The organism is Xanthomonas sp. LF02-5, assembly GCF_034105325.1.
GTDB lineage: Bacteria > Pseudomonadota > Gammaproteobacteria > Xanthomonadales > Xanthomonadaceae > Xanthomonas_A > Xanthomonas_A sontii.
In genome coordinates this window covers 840,515-862,528 of record NZ_JAXGGF010000001.1, presented here as the reverse complement: position 1 = coordinate 862,528, position 22,014 = coordinate 840,515, and the positions used below count along the sequence as shown (strand labels likewise).

The 22,014-nt window shown below is 69.6% G+C and carries 11 protein-coding genes; 7 read left to right on the top strand and 4 right to left on the bottom strand.

What is annotated here, in order from left to right; translation table 11 throughout:
* Positions 1 to 100 precede the first annotated feature (100 nt).
* The 4 genes from SLW52_RS03870 to galA all read left to right on the top strand — a co-directional run bounded on the left by SLW52_RS03870 (position 101) and on the right by galA (position 7,772).
* On the top strand, positions 101 to 994 hold the full coding sequence (locus tag SLW52_RS03870) for a LysR family transcriptional regulator (protein WP_320739373.1): 894 nt from the start codon (positions 101 to 103) through the stop codon (positions 992 to 994).
* Between the two features lie 325 nt (positions 995 to 1,319).
* Complete coding sequence (locus tag SLW52_RS03865; RefSeq protein ID WP_320739375.1) at positions 1,320 to 4,022, top strand: TonB-dependent receptor; 2,703 nt, start codon at positions 1,320 to 1,322, stop codon at positions 4,020 to 4,022.
* Between the two features lie 16 nt (positions 4,023 to 4,038).
* Positions 4,039 to 5,214 (top strand): arabinogalactan endo-1,4-beta-galactosidase, encoded by a 1,176-nt coding sequence (locus SLW52_RS03860; protein WP_320739377.1) that lies wholly within the window; start codon positions 4,039 to 4,041, stop codon positions 5,212 to 5,214.
* Positions 5,211 to 7,772, top strand: coding sequence for a beta-galactosidase GalA (galA, locus tag SLW52_RS03855; RefSeq protein ID WP_320739378.1), 2,562 nt, complete (start codon positions 5,211 to 5,213; stop codon positions 7,770 to 7,772). Before SLW52_RS03860 ends, galA begins: the two co-directional genes overlap by 4 nt.
* A gap of 260 nt (positions 7,773 to 8,032) precedes the next feature.
* Here galA and SLW52_RS03850 read toward each other — a convergent pair whose 3' ends face one another.
* A complete protein-coding gene (locus SLW52_RS03850; protein WP_320739379.1) occupies positions 8,033 to 9,961 on the bottom strand; it encodes an alpha-L-fucosidase in 1,929 nt (642 codons plus the stop codon).
* A 445-nt stretch (positions 9,962 to 10,406) separates the two neighbouring features.
* Here SLW52_RS03850 and mutS point away from each other — a divergent pair, with 445 nt between their 5' ends.
* Positions 10,407 to 13,019 carry a DNA mismatch repair protein MutS gene (gene mutS, locus SLW52_RS03845; protein ID WP_320739380.1) on the top strand — a complete coding sequence of 871 codons (2,613 nt, stop codon included), beginning with the start codon at positions 10,407 to 10,409 and terminating at the stop codon, positions 13,017 to 13,019.
* Positions 13,020 to 13,255: 236 nt separating this feature from the next.
* Here the strand turns inward: mutS and SLW52_RS03840 are convergent, their stop codons facing one another.
* Positions 13,256 to 13,915, bottom strand: coding sequence for a glutathione S-transferase family protein (locus SLW52_RS03840; RefSeq protein ID WP_295942037.1), 660 nt, complete (start codon positions 13,913 to 13,915; stop codon positions 13,256 to 13,258).
* 57 nt (positions 13,916 to 13,972) lie between these two features.
* Entirely contained in the window at positions 13,973 to 14,668 is a 696-nt protein-coding gene (locus SLW52_RS03835; RefSeq protein WP_017907930.1) for a YafY family protein, read from the bottom strand.
* A 350-nt stretch (positions 14,669 to 15,018) separates the two neighbouring features.
* On the opposite strand from SLW52_RS03835, the gene SLW52_RS03830 reads away from it, so the two are divergent.
* Both SLW52_RS03830 and katG read left to right on the top strand, forming a co-directional pair.
* The gene (locus tag SLW52_RS03830; protein ID WP_320739381.1) at positions 15,019 to 18,327 is read left to right on the top strand and encodes an AAA family ATPase; all 3,309 of its coding nucleotides are present in this window, start codon (positions 15,019 to 15,021) and stop codon (positions 18,325 to 18,327) included.
* Between the two features lie 243 nt (positions 18,328 to 18,570).
* The gene (gene katG / locus SLW52_RS03825; protein WP_320739382.1) at positions 18,571 to 20,820 is read left to right on the top strand and encodes a catalase/peroxidase HPI; all 2,250 of its coding nucleotides are present in this window, start codon (positions 18,571 to 18,573) and stop codon (positions 20,818 to 20,820) included.
* A gap of 416 nt (positions 20,821 to 21,236) precedes the next feature.
* On the opposite strand, the gene SLW52_RS03820 is transcribed toward katG, so the two are convergent.
* Positions 21,237 to 21,644: an RNA-binding S4 domain-containing protein gene (locus SLW52_RS03820; protein WP_043091529.1), complete on the bottom strand. Its 408-nt coding sequence runs from the start codon at positions 21,642 to 21,644 to the stop codon at positions 21,237 to 21,239.
* Positions 21,645 to 22,014 lie beyond the last annotated feature (370 nt).

Here is a 22,014-nt window from a genome sequence, read left to right as displayed (position 1 = left end):
CAGCGATCCGGATCGAGTGGCGGCAGATTGCGCCCGCAGACCGTTCCGATCCATCGCATAATTGTGCACACTTCATTCGCTCACTCCGAACAGTTGCCCCATGACCCTGGAACAACTCGCCCTGTTCGTGGCGGTGGCCGAACGCCAACACCTGACCCTGGGTGCGCAGGCCGCGCACCGCACGCCGTCGGCCGCCAGTGCCGCGATCAAGGCGTTGGAGCAGCAGTACGGGGTGGCCCTGTTCGACCGGGTCGGTCGCGGCTTGGTGCTGACCGCGGCCGGTGCGGCGTTCTGTGAGGACGCCAAGGCGATCCTGGCGCGCAGCCGTGCGGCCGAACTGGCGCTGAGCGAGTGGCGCGGCGTGCTGCGCGGCACCCTTGATCTGCACGCCAGCCAGACCGTGGCCAGCTACTGGCTGCCGACCCGGCTGATGGCGTTCCATGCGCGCTATACGCAGATCGAGATCCGCCTGAGCGTGGGCAACACCGACAGCGTGGCGCGCGCGGTGCGCGAGGGACGCGCCGAACTGGGCTTCGTCGAGGGCCGCGTGCAGGCCCCCGAACTGCTGAGTTCGGCGCTGGGCCACGACCGGCTGCGCGTGGTCGCCGCGCCGGACCATCCGTTGGCGGGGCGTCGCCGCCCCGGGCTGGCACGACTGGTCGCCGACAGCACCTGGATCATGCGCGAACCCGGCTCGGGCACGCGCTCGGCGTTCGAGGCGGCGCTGCGCGATGCCGGCATCGGCCCGGAGCGCCTGCGTGTGGCGCTGTCCCTGCCCTCCAACGAAGCGGTGCTGTCGGCGGTGCAGGCCGGGCGCAGCCTGGCGGCGATCTCGCAACTGGCCGCGGCGCCGTGGCTGGAGAGCGGCCGCCTGCAGCCCCTCGCCGTGGCCCTGGGCGAACGCACCTTCCATGCCCTGCGCCACCGCGAACGCAGCCTGGGTGCCGCGGCAGCCGCCCTGCTCGGCTTGCAGGCCCCATCCACCGCGGCCTGAGCCTCGCGTGGGCGACGGTAGACGCGGCGCGCGATATCCATTCCAAAACGAGATAGCCCTCGGCAAATGCTTCATTGGAATGGAATGCCTGTCGCTTCTATCCTCGCTTCCGGTCTCTCGCGCGCCAAGGCAGCGGAAGGGGAATGTCCGCGGCGCCGCCAGCAGACATGCCACGCACGCCCCGCCACGTCGACAGACACGCCATCGAGGACAGCGACCGGGACAGCCTGCAGCCCTGCATGACGCCCTGCCGATGCCTCCAGGACCGGGTTTTCCGGTCCACGCCAATTTGATCGGTCACTTTTTGTCCTGGGAGGGAACAAAAATGCCTTTGGAACAGTCCCGTCGCCCGGTCGGCCGGCGCGCGCACCGCCCTGCCGCCCGCACCCTGCTGGGCGCGGCCATCGTCCTGGCCCTGTCCGGCAGCTTCGCCGCGCAGGCGCAGAGCACCAGCGCCGATCCGGCAGCCACGCCACCCGCCAAGCCCGATGCCACGACCGACGCCAAGACCGGCCAGCAACCGGTCACCCTGGACAACGTGATGGTGGTCGGCCAGCGCGCCAGCCTGGAACAGGCGGTGCAGGCCAAGCAGCTCGACGACCACGTGGTGGAAGTCATCTCCGCCGACAACATGGGGCAGATGCCCAACGTCACCGTGGCCGAGGCGCTGGTGCGCCTGCCCGGCGTCAACGGTACCCGCGACCGCGGCAACGAAAGCCTGGCCACCGTGCGCGGCCTCGGCCCGCGCATGACCATGGGCACGGTCAACGGCCGCGAGATCGCCTCCTCCGAACCCAACCGCGCGGTGCGCTGGGAGGTGTTCCCCACCGAGATCGTCTCCACCGTCAAGGTCTACAAGACTCCATCGGCGGACCTGATCGCCGGCGGCATCGCCGCCACCGTGGACATCTCCACCATCAACCCGCTCGATCACACCGGCCCGACCTTCGTCGCCACCGCCGGCCCGGTCTACTACGACGAGGCCAAGGACGCGCGCGACTACTCGCCGTGGGGCCAGCGCCTGGGCGCGAGCTGGATCCACCGCATCAACGACAACCTGGCGGTCGCGCTCGGCGCCACCTACCAGAAGCAGAAGAACGCCGGCGTCTCGATCGGCAGCTGGGGCTACACCGATGCCAGCAACGCGCGCGATGTGGATGGCGACGGCAAGGTCGACTACACGCCCTGGGGCGCGGCCGACCAACTCAAGCTGACCGAGCAGACCCGCACCGGCGCCATGGGCACCGTGCAGTGGCGCTCGGGCAACCTGGAACTCAAGCTCGACGGTCTGTACTCGCGCATCCGCATCGACGAGGACCAGCGCCAGAACTGGTTCAACAACCTCGGCTACAGCATCTACTCGGCCAGCAATCCGTACACGACCCCGGGCTCGTCCTACACCATCGTCGACGGCGACGTGGTCGCCGCTACCCTGGCCAATTCCAAGCTGCAGGTGGACCACGTCGTGGCCCGCTACGACGAGGTCAAGACGCTGGCGGCCGGCGGCCTCAACGCCAAGTGGCGCGGCGACGTGTGGACGCTGGGCAGCGACCTGTCGTTCTCGCAGGCCAAGCGCGACAACGACTGGCGCGCGGTGCGCTTCGGCAGCAACCCGGACACGGTGTCGTTCGATTTCCGCCACGGCGTCACCCCCACCATCAGCACCAGTTCCGACGCGCCAGAATGGGGCATCAGCGGCCAGACCGAGCCGCAGGCGCTGCGCGACCGCATCGCCGCGCTGGCGCTGAGCGCGAGCCGCGCGATCGAGGATTCGCCGGTCACCGCGCTGGAGTTCGGCGCGCGCGCCTCACGCCGCGAGAAGCAGAACCGCCACTTCACCAGCTTCCAGTCCGGCTACAGCCAGCCGATCTCGGCCTACCAGGACCTGATCTACCCGGTGACGATGCCGGACCTGAATGTGCCGACCCTGACCGGCGGCGACCTGGACGCGATCGCCAAGCTCGGCTTCGGCGGTTTCGATCCGAGCCTGGCCACCGAGCAGCGCCTGGATCACTGGAATGTCGAGGAGAACGTGCGCGAGGCCTTCGCCAAGGCGGTGTTCAGTTCGCAGTGGTTCGGCGTCGACGTCACCGGCAACGCCGGCGTGCGCGTGGTCCACACCGACACCGACAGCCATGGCTACGACACCGTCGGCGGCGTGGTGCAGCCGAGCAGCGCCGGCAAGACCTACACCGACGTGCTACCGAGCGCCACGGTCAACTTCCTGATCGATCCCGAGCGCATCCTGCGTCTGTCGGTGGCCAAGGTGATGGCGCGGCCGCCGCTGGACGAACTGCGCACCGGGCGCGCGCTCGACGATCCCAACACCACCGTCGGCCAGCTCACCGGCAGCGGCGGCAACCCGCAGCTCAATCCGTTCCGCGCCACCCAGCTCGACCTGTCCTACGAGTGGTACTTCCACAAGGAAGCGCTGGCGGCGCTGGCGCTGTACCGCAAGTGGGTGGATTCGAGCATCGGCTACAAGACCCAGCACGAGACCATCGACGGCCGCGACTACCTGATCAGCGGACCGTTCAACGGCGGCGGCGGCTACATCAACGGTGCCGAACTGACGTTCCAGACCCCGTTCTTCTTCATCCCGCACATGGAGAACTTCGGCATCTACTCGAACTACTCGTACGTGGAATCCAACCTGCACGAGTTCTCGCCGGCGGACAATCCGCTGCCGCTCAGCGGCCTGGCGCGCAACACCGGCACGCTGGACCTCTGGTACAACAACAACAAGTTCGAAGCGCGGATCGGCTACAAGTACCACAGCCCCTACACCGTGGTGTACGGCTGGAACGCGGCGCGGCTGGCGCGACTGGAGAGCGAAGGCACGGTGGACCTGAGCCTGGCGTGGCGCTACAGCGAGCACCTGGGCTTCAAGTTCCAGGTCGGCAACCTGACCAACGAACCGCTGCGCGCCTACAGCGACAACAAGCGCAACCGGCTCGCCAACCAGGACGATGGCGGCTACCAGCTGTTCGGCCGCCGCTTCGCCCTGGAAGCGACCTACACGTTCTGAGCCGGTGGAGACCCGCATGCGATCCAGACGCACCTGGCTGCCGGCGCTCGCGCTGGCTCTCGCCACCACCCTCGCCGCGCCCATGGCCGGCGCCGGCACGCTGTACCTCGGCGCCGACCTGTCCTACGTCAACGAGATGGAGGATTGCGGCGTGCAGTACCGCGACCACGGCGCGCTGCGCGACCCGTTCGAGCTGTTCCACGCGCACGGCGCCAACCTGGTGCGCGTGCGCCTGTGGAACGATGCGCGCTGGACCCGCTACAGCGACCTGAGCGACGTCAAGAAGACCATCCGCCGGGCGCGCGCGCAGGGCATGCAGGTGCTGCTGGACTTCCACTACTCCGACGACTGGGCCGACGGCGAGAAGCAACTGATCCCCAAGGCCTGGGCCAACATCACCGACCAGGACGAACTGGCGCGCACGCTGTACGGCTTCACCTACGACACGCTCAGCGCGCTGGACCGCGCCGGGCTGATGCCGGAACTGGTGCAGGTCGGCAACGAGAGCAATTCCGACCTGATGGACAGCCAGCCCTGGGACAAGCGCCGGCCGATCGACTGGACCCGCAACGCCAAGCTGTTCAACGCCGGCATCCAGGCAGTGCGCGACGCCGGCGCGCGCTCGACGATCAAGCCCAAGGTGATGCTGCACATCGCCCAACCGGAGAACGTGGAGCCGTGGTTCGCCGACGCCGCCAAGGCCGGCGTGCGCGACTTCGACTTCATCGGCATCAGCTACTACCGCAAGTGGTCGCGCGAGACCATGGACCAGCTCGGCGCCACCATCAAGCGCCTGCGCCAGCGCTATCCGGCCGAGGTGATGGTGGTGGAGACCGCCTATCCGTGGACGCTGGAAAGCGGCGACCCCTCGCCCAACCTGCTCGGCGCCGACTCGCTGATCAAGGGCTACCCGGCCACCCCGCAGGGCCAGCTGAACTACCTGGTCGACCTCACCCAACTGGTGGTCGACAACGGCGGCAGCGGCGTCGTGTACTGGGAGCCGGCCTGGACCAGCAACACCTGCAAGACCCGCTGGGGCGTCGGCTCCTCGTGGGAGAACGCCAGCTTCTTCGATTTCCGCCACGGCAACGAACTGCTGCCCGGCATCGGCTTCATGCAGCACGCCTACCGACCGGCGCCGGCCACGACGACCGGCCAGGGGGCCGCGCCGGCGCAGGACGCGCAGCCATGATCGAACTGAGCCGCCGCGACCTGCTGCGCTCGCTGGTCGCCGGCGGCGTGCAGGTGGCGGTGCCCGGTGCCGCCGCGGCGCTGGCGCCGGCCGCGCTGGCCGCCACGCCCGCCGGCAGCGATGCCATTGCGCCGATCTCGCTGGATCTGGACGACGATGCTCCGCGCCAGCGCCTGCTGTGCGACGGTGGCTGGCGCTTCCATCTCGGCCACGCCGACGACCCGGCGCGCGACTTCAATTTCGGCACCTTCCAGCGCACCTACGCCAAGGCCGGCAAGGACACCGCCGATGCGGCCCTGCTCGGCTTCGACGACAGCGCCTGGGAGCGCATCGACCTGCCGCACGACTGGGCGGTGGCGCTGCCGCCGCGCCAGGATCCGACCTCCACCCTGGTCAACGGCGAAGACCCGGCCGCCGCGCACGGCTACAAGCCGCTGGGCCGCACCGATCCGCAGACCAGCATCGGCTGGTACCGGCGCGTGCTGGAGATTCCGGCGGAAGACCTGGGCAAGCGGATCAGCCTGGAATTCGACGGCGTGTTCCGCGACTGCATCGTGTTCTGCAACGGCCACATCGTCGGCCGCAACGGCAGCGGTTACTGCGGCTTCGAAGTCGACCTCAGCGACGTGCTCGACTACGGCGCCAGGAACATCATCGCCGTGCGCGTGGATGCCACGCTCGGCGAAGGCTGGTTCTACGAGGGCGCCGGTATCTACCGCCACGTCTGGCTGCGCACCACCGACGCACTGCACGTGCCGATGGACGGCGTGTACGTGCGCAGCGTCTGGGACGGCGGCGCCGCGCAGGCGCTGGTGGAGACCGAACTCGGCAACCACGGCGCGACGCCGCGGCAGTGCAGCGTGGTCTCGGTGATCCGCGCGCCGGACGGGCGCATCGTCGCCCAGGCCAGTTCCGCGCCGATCACGGTCGAGCCCGGCGTGGTGCAGCGCGTGCAGCAGACCCTGGACCTGGGCACGCCCGCGCCGTGGTCGCCGGAGAACCCGCAACGCTACACGCTGTCCACGCGCCTGCTCGGCGACGGCCATACCTGCGACGCGACCACCACCCACTTCGGCGTGCGCCGCCTGCAGTTCGATCCGCAGCGCGGCCTGCTGCTCAATGGCGCGGCCTACAAGCTGCACGGCACCAACAACCACCAGGACCATGCCGGCGTCGGCACCGCCATTCCCGACCGCCTGCACGAATGGCGCCTGCGCCAGCTCAAGTCGATGGGCTGCAACGCCTATCGCAGCGCGCACAACCCGGCCTCGCCGGCGGTGCTGGAGCTGTGCGACCGGCTGGGCCTGCTGCTGATCGACGAGACCCGGCGCATGTCCTCCGACGACGAGGCCATGGCCGAACTCACGTCGATGGTGCGGCGCGGCCGCAACCATCCCTGCGTGATGCTGTGGTCGCTGGGCAACGAAGAGCCGCAGATGGTCACCGCGCGCGGCGCGCGCATCGTCGCGCGCATGCAGCGTCTGGTGCGGCGCCTGGACCCGAGCCGCCCCACCACCTTCGCCATGGACAAGGGCTTCGACGACGGTGTCGGCCAGGTCGTGGACGTGATCGGCTTCAACTACCGCACCACGCAGATGGATGCCTTCCATGCGCGCCAGCCGCAGATCCCGGTCTACGGCAGCGAGACCGGCAGCACCGTCGGCGTGCGCGGCAACTACCGCACCGACGACGTGCGCGGCCATGCCCGCGCCTACGACCTGGACTACCCCTGGTGGGCCAGCAGCGCCGAAGCCTGGTGGAGCTACGTCGCGCAGCGCCCGTACATCGCCGGCGGCTTCGTCTGGACCGGCTTCGACTACCGCGGCGAGCCGACCCCGTACAACCGCTGGCCGAACGTCGCCTCGCAGTTCGGCATCCTCGACAGTTGCGGCTTTCCCAAGGACAACTACTGGTACTACCGCGCGCAATGGACCACCGCGCCGGTGCTGCACCTGTTCCCGCACTGGAACTGGGACGGCCTGCTGGACGAGCGCGACAACGGCATGGTCGACGTGTGGTGCCACAGCAACCTGGACGCGGTGGAACTGCTGGTCAACGGCGTCAGCCAGGGCCTGCAGCAGGTGCCGGCCTACGGCCATGTGGAGTGGCGCGTGCGCTACGCACCCGGCCGCATCGAAGCGCGCGGCTACCGCGGCGGCAAACAGGTGCTGACGCAGCTCCGCGAGACCGTGGGCGCCCCGGCCGCGGTGCGCCTGCGCTGCGAACGGGCGAATCTGCTGGCCGACGCCGAGGACGTGGCCGTGGTCGCAGTGGAGATCGTCGACGCCAAGGGCCGCGTCGTGCCCACCGCCAGCGACGCCGTGCGCTTCGCCGTCCGCGGCCCCGGCCGCCTGATCGGCGTGGGCAACGGCGACCCGTCCAGCCACGAACCCGACAAGGCCGACCAGCGCCGCGCCTTCAACGGCCTGTGCATGGCCTTGCTGCAGACCACGCGCGATGCCGGCACGCTGACACTGGAAGCGACCGCGCCCGGATTGGCGCCTGCGCGGCTGGCGCTGAAGAGTGTGCGCACCAGGCCGCGGCCGTCCGTCGCCTGAGGCGGGCGCGCTTTCAAGGCGCCGTGCGGCGCCATCGTCATGCGCTCCCGACTCGGTGCTCCTACGCGGCGCTGGCGCGCCAGGTACGTCCGCCCAAGCCGTGGTCGGCACACGCGCGACGCAGAATGAAGTGAAGCCGCTGACGGGTCATTCCGAAGCCGACCTACGACGCCTCGCCAGCATCGCCGCACCCACGAAGCTGCATCGCCCCAGCGATGCGCGCTCCCCCACCGCGCATCGCGGCGAGGGAGCGCCAGGCCTCACCGCAAGCGCGAGAAGGCACCGATCCCGGCGATCGCCAGCCGCTCGGCGGGCAGCGCCGTTTCGGCGAACGACAGCCGCAGGTAACGGATCTGCCGCACCTCGGGGAAATTCAGCCGCTGGGTCGAGAGCGCGTAGGCGATATTGGACAACTCGCCGCCCCCGGCCGGCTGCCAATGCTGGCCATCCTCGCTGCTTTCGGCGCGATAGCCCTTCGGCGGTGCCGCACCGTTCATCACCGTGCGCGAGGGGGTGAGGCTGAAGCCGGCGACCTGGCGCAGCGCACCGAGGTCGATGGTCACCTGCGCGGGATGGCCCGGCGTGGGAGCGGGCACGACCCAGATCGTGCTTGCATCGTCGTCGAGCAACTTCTCCGCTCCCGGCGCGCTGGCCGCGACGATGCGCCAACCCGCGGTGGACAGCACGTCCGGCGCGTTCGTCGTGGGCCGCGCGACCGCGACGGGCGCCACCGCGCGGAACAGCGCGAATTCGCTGATCGCCGGGCAGACCGGCGCCTCGAGCACACGCAGGCGCACACGGCGCGCGGCGATCGGACGATCGAGCCGCAGGATCCGCTGCGCGCCGATGCATTGCGCTTCGGCCAAGCGCTGCCACTGCCCGTCCACCTCGGCGTCGATCGCGAAGCGGGTGACGCGCACGCCCAGCGGCAGGTATTCGCGCAGCCGGATCAGGTCGAAGCTATGCGCCGCCGACAGTTCCAGCGTCAGCGTCGGCGTGGTGACGTCGTCCGGCGTGGACCAGTAGCTGTCCGGCTGGCGGTCGAGCACACGCTCCGGCTCGAACCCCGGACCGCGCGCCGCGCTGGCGCTGGCCTTGGCGCCCTTGGCCAGATCGATGGCGAAGCTGGCGCGGATCGCGTCGCCGAAGCTCTTCAACACCGCAACGTCGTGGTCGGCGATGCGGCCGCGCCGGTCCGGCGGAAGATTGAGGTTCATGTTGGTGCCGCGCGCGACCGAGGTATCGAAGTAGCGCACCAGATTCTCCGGGCTGCGCACCTTGCCGTCTTCGTCGGCATGGTAGAACCAGCCCGGGCGGATCGAGGTGTTGGTTTCCGCAGGCCACCACAGGGCCCCGCCACGCACGCCGGCGTTGCCGTTTTCCTGCGTGTAAGGCGCATTGGGCATGGTCGGCCAGCACGGATCGCCGGCCACGCCCTCCTCGTTGCCGACCCAACGGATATCTGCGCCCAGCGGATCGAAGGTGCAGGCCATCGGCTGGTGTTGGTGGACCAGCTCGATCATCCGCGGCCAGTTGTAGTAGGCGGGCGCATCGATCTTGCGGGTTTCGCGCGCTCCGCCGTAGTAACCGTCGCCACCATTGGCGCCGTCGAACCAGAACTCGAACAGGTCGCCATAACCCGTGCACAGCTCGACGATCTGCTTGCGGAAATAGTCGAGATAGCCGGGACGGCCATACTCGGCGTGGTTGCGATCCCAGGGAGAGAGATAGATGCCGAAGGCCAGGCCGGCACGCCGGCACGCCGCAGCCATTTCGCCGACGATGTCGCCCTTGCCGTTCTTGTAGGGCGAATTGCGGATGCAATGCTCGGTCAGGCGCGTCGGCCACAGGCAGAAGCCATCGTGGTGCTTGGCGGTGAAGATGATCCCTTTGAGGTTGCCGGCCTTGGCCGCGGCGACGATTTGATCGGCGGAGAAATCGCTGGGATCGAATCTGCGCGGATCTTCGTCGCCGTAACCCCATTCCTTGTCGGTGAAGGTGTTCATCGCAAAATGCACGAAGGCGTATTGCTCCCACCGGTGCCACCGCAGTTGCCGCGAGCTTGGTACGGCGCCCCACGGTGCCGGCCCTTTCGGACGCGGTGCGGCCACGATCTGGGCGGCGGATGCGCTGAAGCCCGCGGCGACGGCCACGACACCCGTGGCAAGAAAGGTACGACGATCGATCATGGACGCCTCCGGCTCTACACAAGCCCGGATCTTAGCTTTTCCAACGGCGAAACAGTCCTGCCCGAAACGACACACGGGCATTCAACGGACACAACGTCACCGTGTGGCCGATCCTCCGCCGCATGCTCGGAAATTGCACTGCGCGCTGTCGCCAATCCGCTTTTTTACGGACAATGGCAGCTGGCGCCGAGACGACTCGCACGCAGTTGCTGCGGACTCGGCATTGCACATGCTGCGTGCGCACCGGACATTCGCTGTCTCGCGATTGACCTTCCTGCCGTTGTCCGTGGAAACGGTGCGCCCCGGACGTTGCACCTTGGATCGGCAGGTGGCGCATCGAACCATGCACCGCGTTGGCGCCGCGCCACGCTGTCATTTGCTGCCGGCACCCGTCCATACTTGTCCACGGAAAGCCACCCCGAAATTCATTAAGTCACTGAATCAGATGCAGAATCGAGAAAAGACCCAAGTCCCCGGAAGCGCAGCGGAGCACACCCCGCTGATGAAGCAGTTCTTCGCCGCAAAGTCCGAATACCCGGACCTGCTGCTGTTCTTCCGCATGGGCGATTTCTACGAACTGTTCTACGACGACGCGCGCAAGGCCGCGCGGCTGCTGGACATCACCCTGACCCAGCGCGGCAGTTCCGGCGGTGCGCCGATCCCGATGGCCGGGGTGCCGGTGCATGCCTACGAGGGCTATCTGGCGCGGCTGGTGGCGCTGGGCGAATCGGTGGCGATCTGCGAGCAGATCGGCGATCCGGCGCTTGCCAAAGGCCTGGTCGAGCGCAAGGTGGTGCGCATCATCACCCCCGGCACGGTCACCGACGAGGCCTTGCTGGACGAGCGCCGCGACACCTTGCTGATGGCGATCGCACGCAACAAGCACGGCTACGGCCTGGCCTGGGCCGACCTGGCCGGCGGCCGCTTCCTGGTCAACGAGGTCGACAGCGAGGACGCGCTGGAGGCGGAACTGGCGCGGCTGGAGCCGGCCGAACTGCTGGTGCCCGACGAGGACCAGTGGCCGGAGTTCCTGCGCGAGCGCCGCGGCGTGCGCCGCCGGCCGCCGTGGCTGTTCGACGCCGACAGCGGCCGCCGCCAGTTGCTGGCGTTCTTCCAGTTGCACGATCTGAGCGGCTTCGGCATCGACGACAAGCCGCGCGCCACCGCGGCCGCCGGCGCCCTGCTCGGCTACGTCGAGGAAACCCAGAAACAGCGCCTGCCGCACCTGACCGCGATCGCGATGGAGACCGCCGGCGAGGCGATCGCGATGAACGCGGCCACCCGCCGCCACCTGGAGCTGGACACGCGCGTGGACGGCGACACCCGCAACACTCTGCTCGGCGTGCTCGACAGCACGGTCACGCCGATGGGCGGGCGCCTGCTGCGGCGCTGGCTGCACCGTCCGCTGCGCCTGCGCGAGGTGCTGGTGCAGCGCCACCACGCGGTCGGCACGCTGATCGACCGCGGCGCCGACGCCGACCTGCGCGAGGCGTTCCGCGCGCTCGGCGACGTCGAACGCATCCTCACCCGCGTCGCCCTGCGCTCAGCACGCCCACGCGACTTCTCCACCCTGCGCGACGGCCTGGGCCTGCTGCCGAAGGTGCGCGCGGTCCTGGCACCGCTGGATTCGCCGCGGCTGGCCGCGCTGGCGGCGGAGCTGGGCCAGCACGACGAGATCGCGCACCTGCTGGCGTCGGCGATCGCCGAGCAGCCGCCGCTCAAGCTCAGCGACGGCGGCGTCATCGCTGCCGACTACGATGCCGAGCTGGACGAACTGCGCCGGCTCAGCACCAATGCCGACCAGTTCCTGATCGACCTGGAAGCGCGCGAACGCGCCAACAGCGGCATCGCCACGCTGAAGGTCGGCTACAACCGCGTGCACGGTTACTACATCGAGATCAGCAAGGGCCAGGCCGACAAGGCGCCGGTGCACTACAGCCGGCGCCAGACCCTGACCAACGCCGAACGCTACATCACCGAGGAACTGAAGAACTTCGAGGACAAGGTGCTGTCGGCGCGCGAGCGCGCGTTGTCGCGCGAGAAGCTGCTCTACGAAGGCCTGCTGGACACGCTGGGCGAGCGCCTGGAGCCGCTCAAGCGCGCCGCCGCCGCGCTCAGCGAACTGGACGTGCTGGCCGGCTTCGCCGAACGCGCGCAGGCGCTGGACTGGACCCAGCCGGAACTGGAGACCGGTGCGTGCCTGCGCATCGAACGCGGCCGCCACCCGGTGGTGGAAGCGGTGCGCGAGCAGCCGTTCGAACCGAACGACCTGGACCTGCACCCCGACCGCCGCATGCTGGTGATCACCGGCCCGAACATGGGCGGTAAATCGACCTACATGCGCCAGAACGCGCTGATCGTGCTGCTCGCGCACATCGGCAGCTACGTGCCGGCGCGGCGTGCGGTGATCGGCCCGATCGACCGCATCCTCACCCGCATCGGCGCCGGCGACGACCTGGCCCGCGGCCAGTCCACCTTCATGGTCGAAATGGCCGAGACCAGCTACATCCTGCACCACGCCACCGCGCAGTCGCTGGTGCTGATGGACGAGATCGGCCGCGGCACCTCCACCTACGACGGCCTGGCGCTGGCCGACGCGGTGGCGCGCCATCTCGCCCACCACAACCGCTGCTACACGCTGTTCGCCACGCACTATTTCGAGCTGACCGCGCTGGCCGACGAATCGGTCGAAGGCGGCGCCAGCGGCATCGCCAACGTGCACCTGGACGCGGTCGAACACGGCGACCGCCTGGTGTTCATGCATGCGGTCAAGGACGGCCCGGCCAACCGCAGCTTCGGCCTGCAGGTGGCGGCGCTGGCCGGCCTGCCCAAGGCCACCGTGGCGCAGGCGCGGCGACGCCTGGCGGAACTGGAACAACGCGGCGGCGAGAGCCACGCCTCGCAGATGGCGCCGCAGGCCTTGGACGCCCCGCAGCAGTTCGGCCTGTTCGCGGCCACGCCGTCGGCTGCGCAGGAGGCGCTGGCCGCACTGGATCCGGACGAACTCACGCCCAAGCAGGCGCTGGAAGCGCTGTACCGGCTCAAGTCGCTGCTGTAGGCGGCCTGCGATTTAGCCCCTCTCCCATCGGGAGAGGGGTTGGGGTGAGGGTTCGGCGCGAAGCGTCTCACAGCGCCAGGACACACGAGGCTGCGCCCGCACCCTCATCCGCCCCTTCGGGGCACCTTCTCCCAAGGGGAGAAGGAAAGCGCTAGAGCCCCTCTCCCGTCGGGAGAGGGGTTGGGGTGAGGGTCCGCCCGCACGGCACACCCAACCGCCAGTCATCCCACATCCCGCTAGGCGCTCGCCGGCACGGCGCTCGGGCGCGGCATGAACGGGTTGGGATGCGCCGCCAGCAACGCATCGTCGATGGCCGCGGCACGCTGCGCCGCCGGGCGCGCCATGTGCCGCTGCACGAAGGCGACAAACGCCGGCCGTGCCTGCAGCACACCGATGCGCGTGTAGAAGCCGAGGAACGCCGCGGCGTAGAGGTCGGCCGCGCTGAAGCGATCGCCGGCCAGGTGCTCGCGACCGGCGACGCCCTGCTCCAGCATGTCCAGCAGATCCTCGCCATGGCCGTAGCCCGCGCTGTGCGCCGGGGCCAGCGTGCCGTGCTGCCTGGCGGTCAGGAACGCCTCGGCCGGACCGGCCAGCAGGAACAGCCAGCGGTAGTAATCGCCACGCGCTGGCGATCCAAGCGGCGGCGCCAGTTGCCGCTCCGGCACCAGGTCGGCCAGGTAGGCGCAGATCGCCGCGTTCTCGGTGACGGTGGTGGTGCCGTGGACCAGCGCCGGCACCTTGCCCATCGGGTTGATCGCCAGATACGCCGGCGTCTTCATGCCGGTGCCGTAGTCGAGGATCTGCGCGCGGTACGGCAGGCCGGTTTCTTCGAGCATCCAGCGCGCGATGCGGCCGCGCGACATGGGGTGGGTGTAGAGCACAAGATCGTGGGACATGGTCGGACTCCGTGGTGGACGCCACGCAGTCTGCGCGTGCCCTGCTGACACCTGCTGTCAGGAGCCGACGCCGTGTCCGGTGGCGGCGCGCCAGCGCCGGATCAGCAGATGCCGCCGCGTCGGGTAGCGTTCGCTGTCGTCGCGCAGCGCCAACACCCGGTCGGCGCGGAAATGGCGGAAATCGCCGCGCAGTTCGCACCACGCCGCGATCATGCCGAAACCGCCCAGGAAGGCCATCGCGAACGGCCAGATGCGCCGTTGCGAGGCGACGCCGCCGGCATCGGCATAGTCCATGTGCAGCACGTGTTCCAGACGGATGCCACGACGCAGCACCGGCAGCCACGGTGCCGCCGGCTGCGCGGGCGTCGCCGCGGGCACCAGCAATCCGCTGGTCTCCAGCGCCAGCCGCAACGGCGCCGGCAGCGACGCCCCGATCCGGGTGATGGCGCGCTGCGCGGCCTGCGCCAGTTCCGGATCGGCCTGGCTCGCCACCCAGCGCGCGCCCAGGGTCAGCGCTTCCAGTTCGTCCTCGCTGAAGTTCAACTCCGGCAGCAAGAAGCCCGGGCGCAGCACGTAGCCCACGCCCGGGTCGCCGAGGATGTCGGCGCCCTGCCCGCGCAGGCTGGCGATGTCGCGGTACAGCGTGCGCAGGCTCACTCCCAGATCGGCAGCGAGCTGCGCCCCGGCCACGGGCCGGCGGCGCCCGCGCAGGGCGTCGAGCAGGCGCAGCAGACGGGTGGCGCGTTGGGTCATCGCGACAGGATAGTGGGCAGGCGCCGCCAACGGGAGACGCTGGTGCGTCAGGCAGCCCGCCTGGCGCTGCAGTCCGATCGGTGCCGCGCTGCGCAGCGACGCTGTCGCCTGGAGGAAACACGGACTTCTATACTCGACGGCGAACGCGCCGCCCCGCTCCGTCGCAAACGGGGCCGCGCACACCAGCACAGGCCGCACGCGTCCGCGACGGCTACATCCAACGAGGGAACGCATGCAGCCACGCTCGCGAACGTCGTCACGCCCCCCGGTCCGCTGCACCATCGCAGATGCCATGCGGGCGCCACATCCGCGCAGCGGCCGTCGCGGCATCCGGGACTGAGGCGACAATGATGGAATTTGCCCTTTTCGCCATCGGCGTGGTCGTCGGTGCGGTGCTGTTGCATCTGGCGCGCCCTCTTGGGCGCAGCGCCTCCGCTCAGCGGCCTGCACCGGCGACCGACGCCGGCGACAACCACCACGCCGCGCCCGAGGCAACGCAGGAGACCCCGGCGCAGCATCTGCAGCGGCTGCGCCAGCAGGTGGAAGCACAGGACGAGCAGATCCACAGCCCTGCCGATCTGGCACAGATTCCGCAGTTCCAGCACGGCGTGGCGCTGCTGGCGGGCGCGGAGTTCTCCCATCAGGAACTGGTCGAGGCGCTGGGCAGCCCAGGCTATGTGCTGCCGTGCATGGCAGCGCAGGCCTTGGCGCAACGCCGCTCCCCGGATGCGGACGCGATCCTGGACGTGCTCCCGCACCTGGGCTCGTATCCGCTGAGCTTCCTGTTCGACTACCTGCAGCGCCTGCCGGATGCCGACCATCTGCACGCGCTGCTGCGCCACGCACGCGACTGGTGGTGGAACGTCGTCCCGTTCCGGCAACGCCTGCGCGCCTATCTGCAGTGGGCCGCAAGCAAGGCCCCGGCGGACCGCCCGGTGGATTTCGACGAACTCGACGATGCAGCGCTGACCGCACTCGGCGACACCCTGGCGCAGTTCAAGGAACCCGTGCTGGAGCCGTTCCTGCAGCGCCTGCACGACGCACGCAAGCAGCGTCGCGAGCAGCGCGTGCTCGGCGGCTTCGGCCGTGTCGTCGCCGCGGTGCCGGCGCGCCTGCGCCTGCACCACCCGGGGCTGGACGCGGCCTTGCAGCGCGCCTACGAGCACGTGGTGACCACGCCTCCGCAGCCGGTGCTGCTGGTCGGCGAGCACGGCGTGGGCAAGAGCGTGCTGATCGACCTGCTCAGCGAACGCCTGCTCGGCGAAGGCTGGCGTGTGTTCGAGGCCTCCGCCGCGGAGATCCTGGCGGGGCAGAGCTACATCGGCGAACTGGAGGGACGCATCCGCGAGATGCTGGCGGTCCTGCACCGCGAGCGCGCCCTGTGGCGCGCGCCAGACTTCTACGACCTGCTGCACAAGGGCGCGCATTCGCGCGATCCGCGCGGCATCCTCGATCTGGTGCTGCCGGCGCTGGAGCGCGGTGAGCTGCGCCTGATCGGCGAGATCACGCCGCGGCAACTGGCGCAGCTGCAGGTGGCGCGGCCGACCACGCGTTCGCGCTTCGAAGTGGTGACGCTGGCACCGGCCGCGTCCACCGCGCTGGCGCAGATCGGCGCACAGTGGGCGCAGGCCCATGCGCAGGCGCTGCAGACCGAGGTGATCGACGCGCGCGCCCTGGCCGAAGCCGAACGCCTGGCCGCACAGTACTTCCCCGATCAGCACGAACCCGGCCGCCTGCTGCAACTGCTCGACGAGACCCTGCAGGCCGCGAAGGACGGCGACGACGCACGCCTGCCGCTGGACGACGATGCCCTGCTGCAGGCGGTGGCCAGGCGCAGCGGGCTGCCGCTGGAGGTGATCGATGATCGCCAACGGCTGGAACTGGAGACGCTGCGCCGTTTCTTCCGCAAGCGCGTGCTGGGCCAGGACGAGGCGGTGGAGACCCTGCTCGATCGCATCGCCATGCTCAAGGCCGGGCTGATCGACAGCCGCCGCCCGATCGGCGTGTTCCTGTTCGCCGGCCCGACCGGCACCGGCAAGACCGAATTGGCCAAGGCACTGGGCGAACTGCTGTTCGGCACTCCCGAGCGCTTGCTGCGCCTGGACATGAGCGAGTTCCAGGGCGAGGACGCGCTGTACCGGCTCACCGGCGACGACAGCGCCGGGCAGCGCACGCTGATCGCACGCATCCGCGAACAACCGTTCTCGGTGGTGCTGCTGGACGAGTTCGAGAAGGCCCACCCCAAGGTCTGGGACCTGTTCCTGCAGGTGTTCGACGACGCCCGCCTGAGCGACCGCAACGGCAACACCGCCGACTTCCGCCACAGCATCATCATTCTCACCAGCAACGTCGGCGCCACGCTGGCCCGCGGCGCCGGCCCCGGCTTCGCCACCGTCGCCGGTGGCTACTCGCGCAACGCGGTGGAAAAGGCGGTGTACGAGACCTTCCGCCGCGAGTTCGTCAACCGGCTCGACAAAGTGGTGCTGTTCAACCCGCTGGATCGGGCGCTGATGCGCGAGATCCTGCACAAGGAACTGGATCGCACGCTGACCCGGCGCGGCCTGCGCAATCGCGCCTGGGCGGTGGAATGGGAGCCGTCGGCGATCGAGTTCCTGCTCGACCGCGGCTTCACTCCGGACCTGGGCGCGCGGCCGCTGCGCCGCGCGATCGAACAGCATCTGCTGGCGCCCCTGGCACGCAGCATCGTCGAGCAACGCGCCCCCGAAGGCGACCAGTTCCTGTTCGTGCGCGGCACCGGCGACCGCCTCGACGTGCGCTTCATCGCAGCGGACGCGCCGCCGACGCCGGAACCCCTGCCCGCGGCGGTCGACCCCGCCACGCCCACGGATCTGCGCGACCTGGTGTACGCGCCCAATGCAGACAGCGCGGTCCTGCCGCGCCTGGATGCGGCCTTGCATCGCCTGCAGGAATCGCACGCCGCGCCGGCCTGGCGGCAGGCGCGCGAGGCCGATTTCGCCGCCATGGGCGAGCGCGATTTCTGGTCGCAATCCGGCCGCTTCCAGGTGCTGGACCGGATCGAGCGCCGCGACCGCATCGAAAGCGCGCTGGCCACCGCCGTGCGCCTGCGCGCGCGGCTGGACGGCGGCGCCCAGCGCGACGGCGAGTTCGTGGCGCGCCTGACCCAGTTGCTGTGGCTGCTGCACCTGGCCAGCACCGCGCTGCAGGAGCAACGCCCGCAGGATGCGCTGCTGGACCTGCGCATCGGCGCCAGCGAGCTGCACCGGCATCCGGCCGAAGCACGGCAGTGGTGGCAACGTCTGCTGCAGATGTATCTGGCCTGGGCCGAGCAGCGCAACATGCGGGTGGACGTGCTGGCACAGGATCCGCAGCAAGGCCGCGCCTGGCTGGCCATCGCCGGTTTCGGGGCACTGGCGTTGCTGGACGCGGAAGCCGGCCTGCATGTGCAGGAACAAGAGGCCGACGAACCGACCCTGCGCCGGCTCGCGGTGCAGGTGCGGGTCGCTCCCGACCTGCCCGGGCAGGCACGGCGCGCGCCCATCGGCGAGGATGAACTGCGGGTGTGCCGACGCTACCGGATCGCGCCTTCGCCGCTGGTGCGCGACAGCGTCCGCGGCTGGCGCAGCGGACGCCTGGAACGCGTGCTGGGCGGCGATTTCGATGTGATGCCGGTCGACTGAGTCCTGTCACGGACGCACGCGGCATGCGGCCACTGCAGGGAGCGCTGGGCAGGCGAGCGATGCGCGGCCACACCGCACACCGCCATCGATGCGATAGCTGCACGCTATCGATTGATTAGAAGAATTCGAATTCTCTAAATCGCGGCTTCCGCCTATCGTGTCTCCAGTTTCACCGTGTCGCCGCCGTATGATCGCGGCGCCGAGCCACCCCATCTCGTCCACCAAGAGCCAAGGCAGCCTCCCATGACCAGCGAATCGAAATGCCCGTTCCACCAGGCTGCCAGCGGCAGCGGCACCAGCAATCGCGACTGGTGGCCCAAGCAGTTGCGCGTGGACCTGCTCAACCAGCATTCGGCCCGTTCCAACCCGCTGGACCCGCAGTTCGATTACGCCAAGGCGTTCAAGCAGCTCGATCTCGAAGCGCTCAAGCGCGACCTGCACGCACTGATGACCGATTCGCAGGACTGGTGGCCGGCCGACTTCGGCCACTACGGCCCGCTGTTCGTGCGCATGGCCTGGCATAGCGCCGGCACCTACCGCACCGGCGACGGCCGTGGCGGCGGTGGCCGCGGCCAGCAGCGTTTCGCTCCGCTCAACAGCTGGCCGGACAACGTCAGCCTGGACAAGGCGCGGCGCCTGCTGTGGCCGATCAAGCAGAAGTACGGCCAGGCCATCTCCTGGGCCGACCTGCTGATCCTCACCGGCAACGTCGCGCTGGAATCGATGGGCTTCAAGACCTTCGGCTTCGCCGGCGGCCGCGCCGACACCTGGGAGCCGGACCAGGACGTGTACTGGGGTCGCGAGACCAAGTGGCTGGGCGGCGACGAGCGCTACGCGCACGGCTCGCCGGGCGTGGACGAGGCGCACGGCGTGCTGGTGAAGGACGACGACAGCGAAGTGCGCCACACCCGCGACCTGGAGAACCCGCTGGCCGCGGTGCAGATGGGCCTGATCTACGTCAATCCGGAAGGCCCGGACGGCAATCCCGACCCGCTGCTGGCGGCCAAGGACATCCGCGACACCTTCGGCCGCATGGCCATGAACGACGAAGAGACCGTGGCGCTGATCGCCGGCGGCCACACCTTCGGCAAGACCCACGGCGCCGGCCCGGCCGACCACGTCGGCGCCGAGCCGGAAGCGTCCGACCTGGAAAGCCAGGGCCTGGGCTGGTCCAACAGCTTCGGCAGCGGCAAGGGCGGCGACACCATCACCAGCGGCCTGGAAGTCACCTGGACCACCAGGCCGGCGCAGTGGACCAACGAGTTCTTCGAGCACCTGTTCAAGTTCGACTGGGAACTGAGCAAGAGCCCGGCCGGCGCCCACCAGTGGGTGGCCAAGAACGCCGAGGCGGTGATTCCGGACGCGCACGACCCGTCGAAGAAGCACCTGCCGACCATGCTCACCACCGACCTGGCGCTGCGCTTCGACCCGGCCTACGAGAAGATCTCGCGCCGCTTCCTGGAGAACCCGCAACAGTTCGCCGACGCCTTCGCCCGCGCCTGGTTCAAGCTGACCCACCGCGACATGGGCCCGCGTGCGCGCTACCTCGGCCCGGACGTGCCGGCCGAAGAACTGCTGTGGCAGGACCCGATCCCGGCCGTGAACCACCCGCTGGTCGACGCGCAGGACATCGCCGCATTGAAGAAGACCCTGCTCGACTCCGGGCTGAGCGTGGCGCAACTGGTGTCCACCGCCTGGGCCGCGGCCTCCACCTTCCGTGGCTCGGACATGCGCGGCGGCGCCAACGGTGCGCGCATTCGCCTGGCCCCGCAGAAGGATTGGGAAGTCAACCAGCCGACGCAGCTGGCACAGGTGCTGGCCACGCTGGAGGACATCCAGGCGCAGTTCAACGGCGCGCAGAGCGGCGGCAAGCGGATCTCGCTGGCCGACCTGATCGTGCTCGGCGGCGCCGCCGCGGTGGAACAGGCGGCCAAGCTGGCCGGACAGATCGTCGAGGTGCCGTTCGTGCCGGGCCGCATGGACGCCTCGCAGGAACAGACCGACGTGGAATCGTTCGCGGTGCTGGAACCCATCGCCGATGGTTTCCGCAACTACGCCAGGCGCCGTTACGCACTGTCGGCCGAAGCACTGCTGATCGACAAGGCGCAGTTGCTGACCCTGACCGCCCCGGAGATGACCGTGCTGGTCGGCGGTCTGCGCGTGCTCGGCGCCAACAGCGGCCAGTCCGCGCACGGCGTGTTCACCGATCGCCCGGGCGTGCTCAGCAACGACTTCTTCGCCAACCTGCTGGACATGGGCACCGAGTGGAAGGCGACCTCGGAGATGAAGGACGTCTACGAAGGCCGCGACCGCAAGAACGGCGCCGTGAAGTGGACCGGTACCCGTGCCGACCTGGTGTTCGGCTCCAACTCGGTGCTGCGCGCGGTGGCCGAGGTCTACGCCAGCGCCGACGCGCAGGCGAAGTTCGTACGCGACTTCGTCGCCGCCTGGACCAAGGTGATGCAGCTGGATCGCTTCGACCTGGCCGCCTGACGACGGCAGACGGGGCGCCGCAGCGGCGCCTCGCCTGTCCTGGTTGCATGACGACAACGCCCCGCTCGCCGGGGCGTTGTCGCGAGTGCAGCGGCTCCACACGCTCTGTCGCAGAGGGCAACGCACGAATGGGGATGACGAGGAATGACCGCCCTGCGTCGCGGCTGAAGCCGCTCCCACGGTGTGTCAACCGCCATGAGCACGCCGACGCTCGCCAGGACGCAAGCCGGTTGTGGGAGGGCCTTCAGTCCCGACTGCATGCAGCCGAGGAAGCCTGATGTTGCTTGCTGCGACTGGACATCGAGCGAAACACGCGACCAGCGCACCACCCACCTTCGGCAACGTCACGGCACAATTCGGTCGTCGCTGCAACTCGGTCAACCGCACCGATCGTCGGCGAGGCGCAGCGGACTCGGCTACAACGCGTCCAGATCCCCCAGCGCGCGGATCAGCCGCCGCGCGCGCTTGTCCGGCTTGCCCTCCGGCGCCTGGTAGCCGTTGCGCTCGGCGCTGCGCTGCGCGCGCAACTGCGCACGCCGCTCGCGCGAGGCCTCGCTCTCCTGGTACAGGGTCTGCGCCACGCTGGCCGGGCCACGGGTATCGCTCAATCCCAGCACCTGGATCTCGAACACCTCGTCGCCGCGCTGCACGCGCACCTGCTCGCCCACGCGCACCGCGCGCGAGGATTTCGGCCGCTGCCCGGCCACGTCCACCTTGCCGGTCTCCACTGCCTGCTTGGCCAGGCTGCGGGTCTTGAAGAAGCGCGCGGCCCACAGCCAGACATCCAGGCGCACCGCGGCAGCTTGTACGACAGATTCATTCATTGCGTTGCTCGACATCCACTCGCGTTGGGGTGGGGATTGCAGGCAGTCAAAAGGCGGCGCCGGAGCGGAGACCATCGCGCCGCCCGAGAGCATGCGCGGCGCACACGTCTCTCCGCACAGATGGCGATGCGATCGCACCAATGCAAGTACCGCCCTTTGGGACCCACCCTCCGGGATGAATGGGTTGAGAGCGAGCGACCTCGAGGCAGGCGCACCCGGGGGCGGCTCGCCCAGGTTTCATGTCCCATGCCGGTGCTGGCGTCGGCCCCTACCCGGCACCAAGCAATGACCCGAGCCGTGCCGAACGCAGTTCCACCCTCGCCGCAGCGCACCACCGCGACTCGGACAGGACCGGCCGCCGAGCGCGACG

Bases quoted from the DNA above. Each gene is read 5' to 3' on its own strand.
- SLW52_RS03840 (WP_295942037.1), bottom strand. From the start codon at position 13,915: ATGTCCCACGATCTTGTGCTCTACACCCACCCCATGTCGCGCGGCCGC.
- SLW52_RS03860 (WP_320739377.1), top strand. From the start codon at position 4,039: ATGCGATCCAGACGCACCTGGCTGCCGGCGCTCGCGCTGGCTCTCGCC.
- katG (WP_320739382.1), top strand. From the start codon at position 18,571: ATGACCAGCGAATCGAAATGCCCGTTCCACCAGGCTGCCAGCGGCAGC.
- SLW52_RS03830 (WP_320739381.1), top strand. From the start codon at position 15,019: ATGGAATTTGCCCTTTTCGCCATCGGCGTGGTCGTCGGTGCGGTGCTG.
- mutS (WP_320739380.1), top strand. From the start codon at position 10,407: ATGCAGAATCGAGAAAAGACCCAAGTCCCCGGAAGCGCAGCGGAGCAC.
- SLW52_RS03835 (WP_017907930.1), bottom strand. From the start codon at position 14,668: ATGACCCAACGCGCCACCCGTCTGCTGCGCCTGCTCGACGCCCTGCGC.
- galA (WP_320739378.1), top strand. From the start codon at position 5,211: ATGATCGAACTGAGCCGCCGCGACCTGCTGCGCTCGCTGGTCGCCGGC.
- SLW52_RS03865 (WP_320739375.1), top strand. From the start codon at position 1,320: ATGCCTTTGGAACAGTCCCGTCGCCCGGTCGGCCGGCGCGCGCACCGC.
- SLW52_RS03870 (WP_320739373.1), top strand. From the start codon at position 101: ATGACCCTGGAACAACTCGCCCTGTTCGTGGCGGTGGCCGAACGCCAA.
- SLW52_RS03850 (WP_320739379.1), bottom strand. From the start codon at position 9,961: ATGATCGATCGTCGTACCTTTCTTGCCACGGGTGTCGTGGCCGTCGCC.
- SLW52_RS03820 (WP_043091529.1), bottom strand. From the start codon at position 21,644: ATGAATGAATCTGTCGTACAAGCTGCCGCGGTGCGCCTGGATGTCTGG.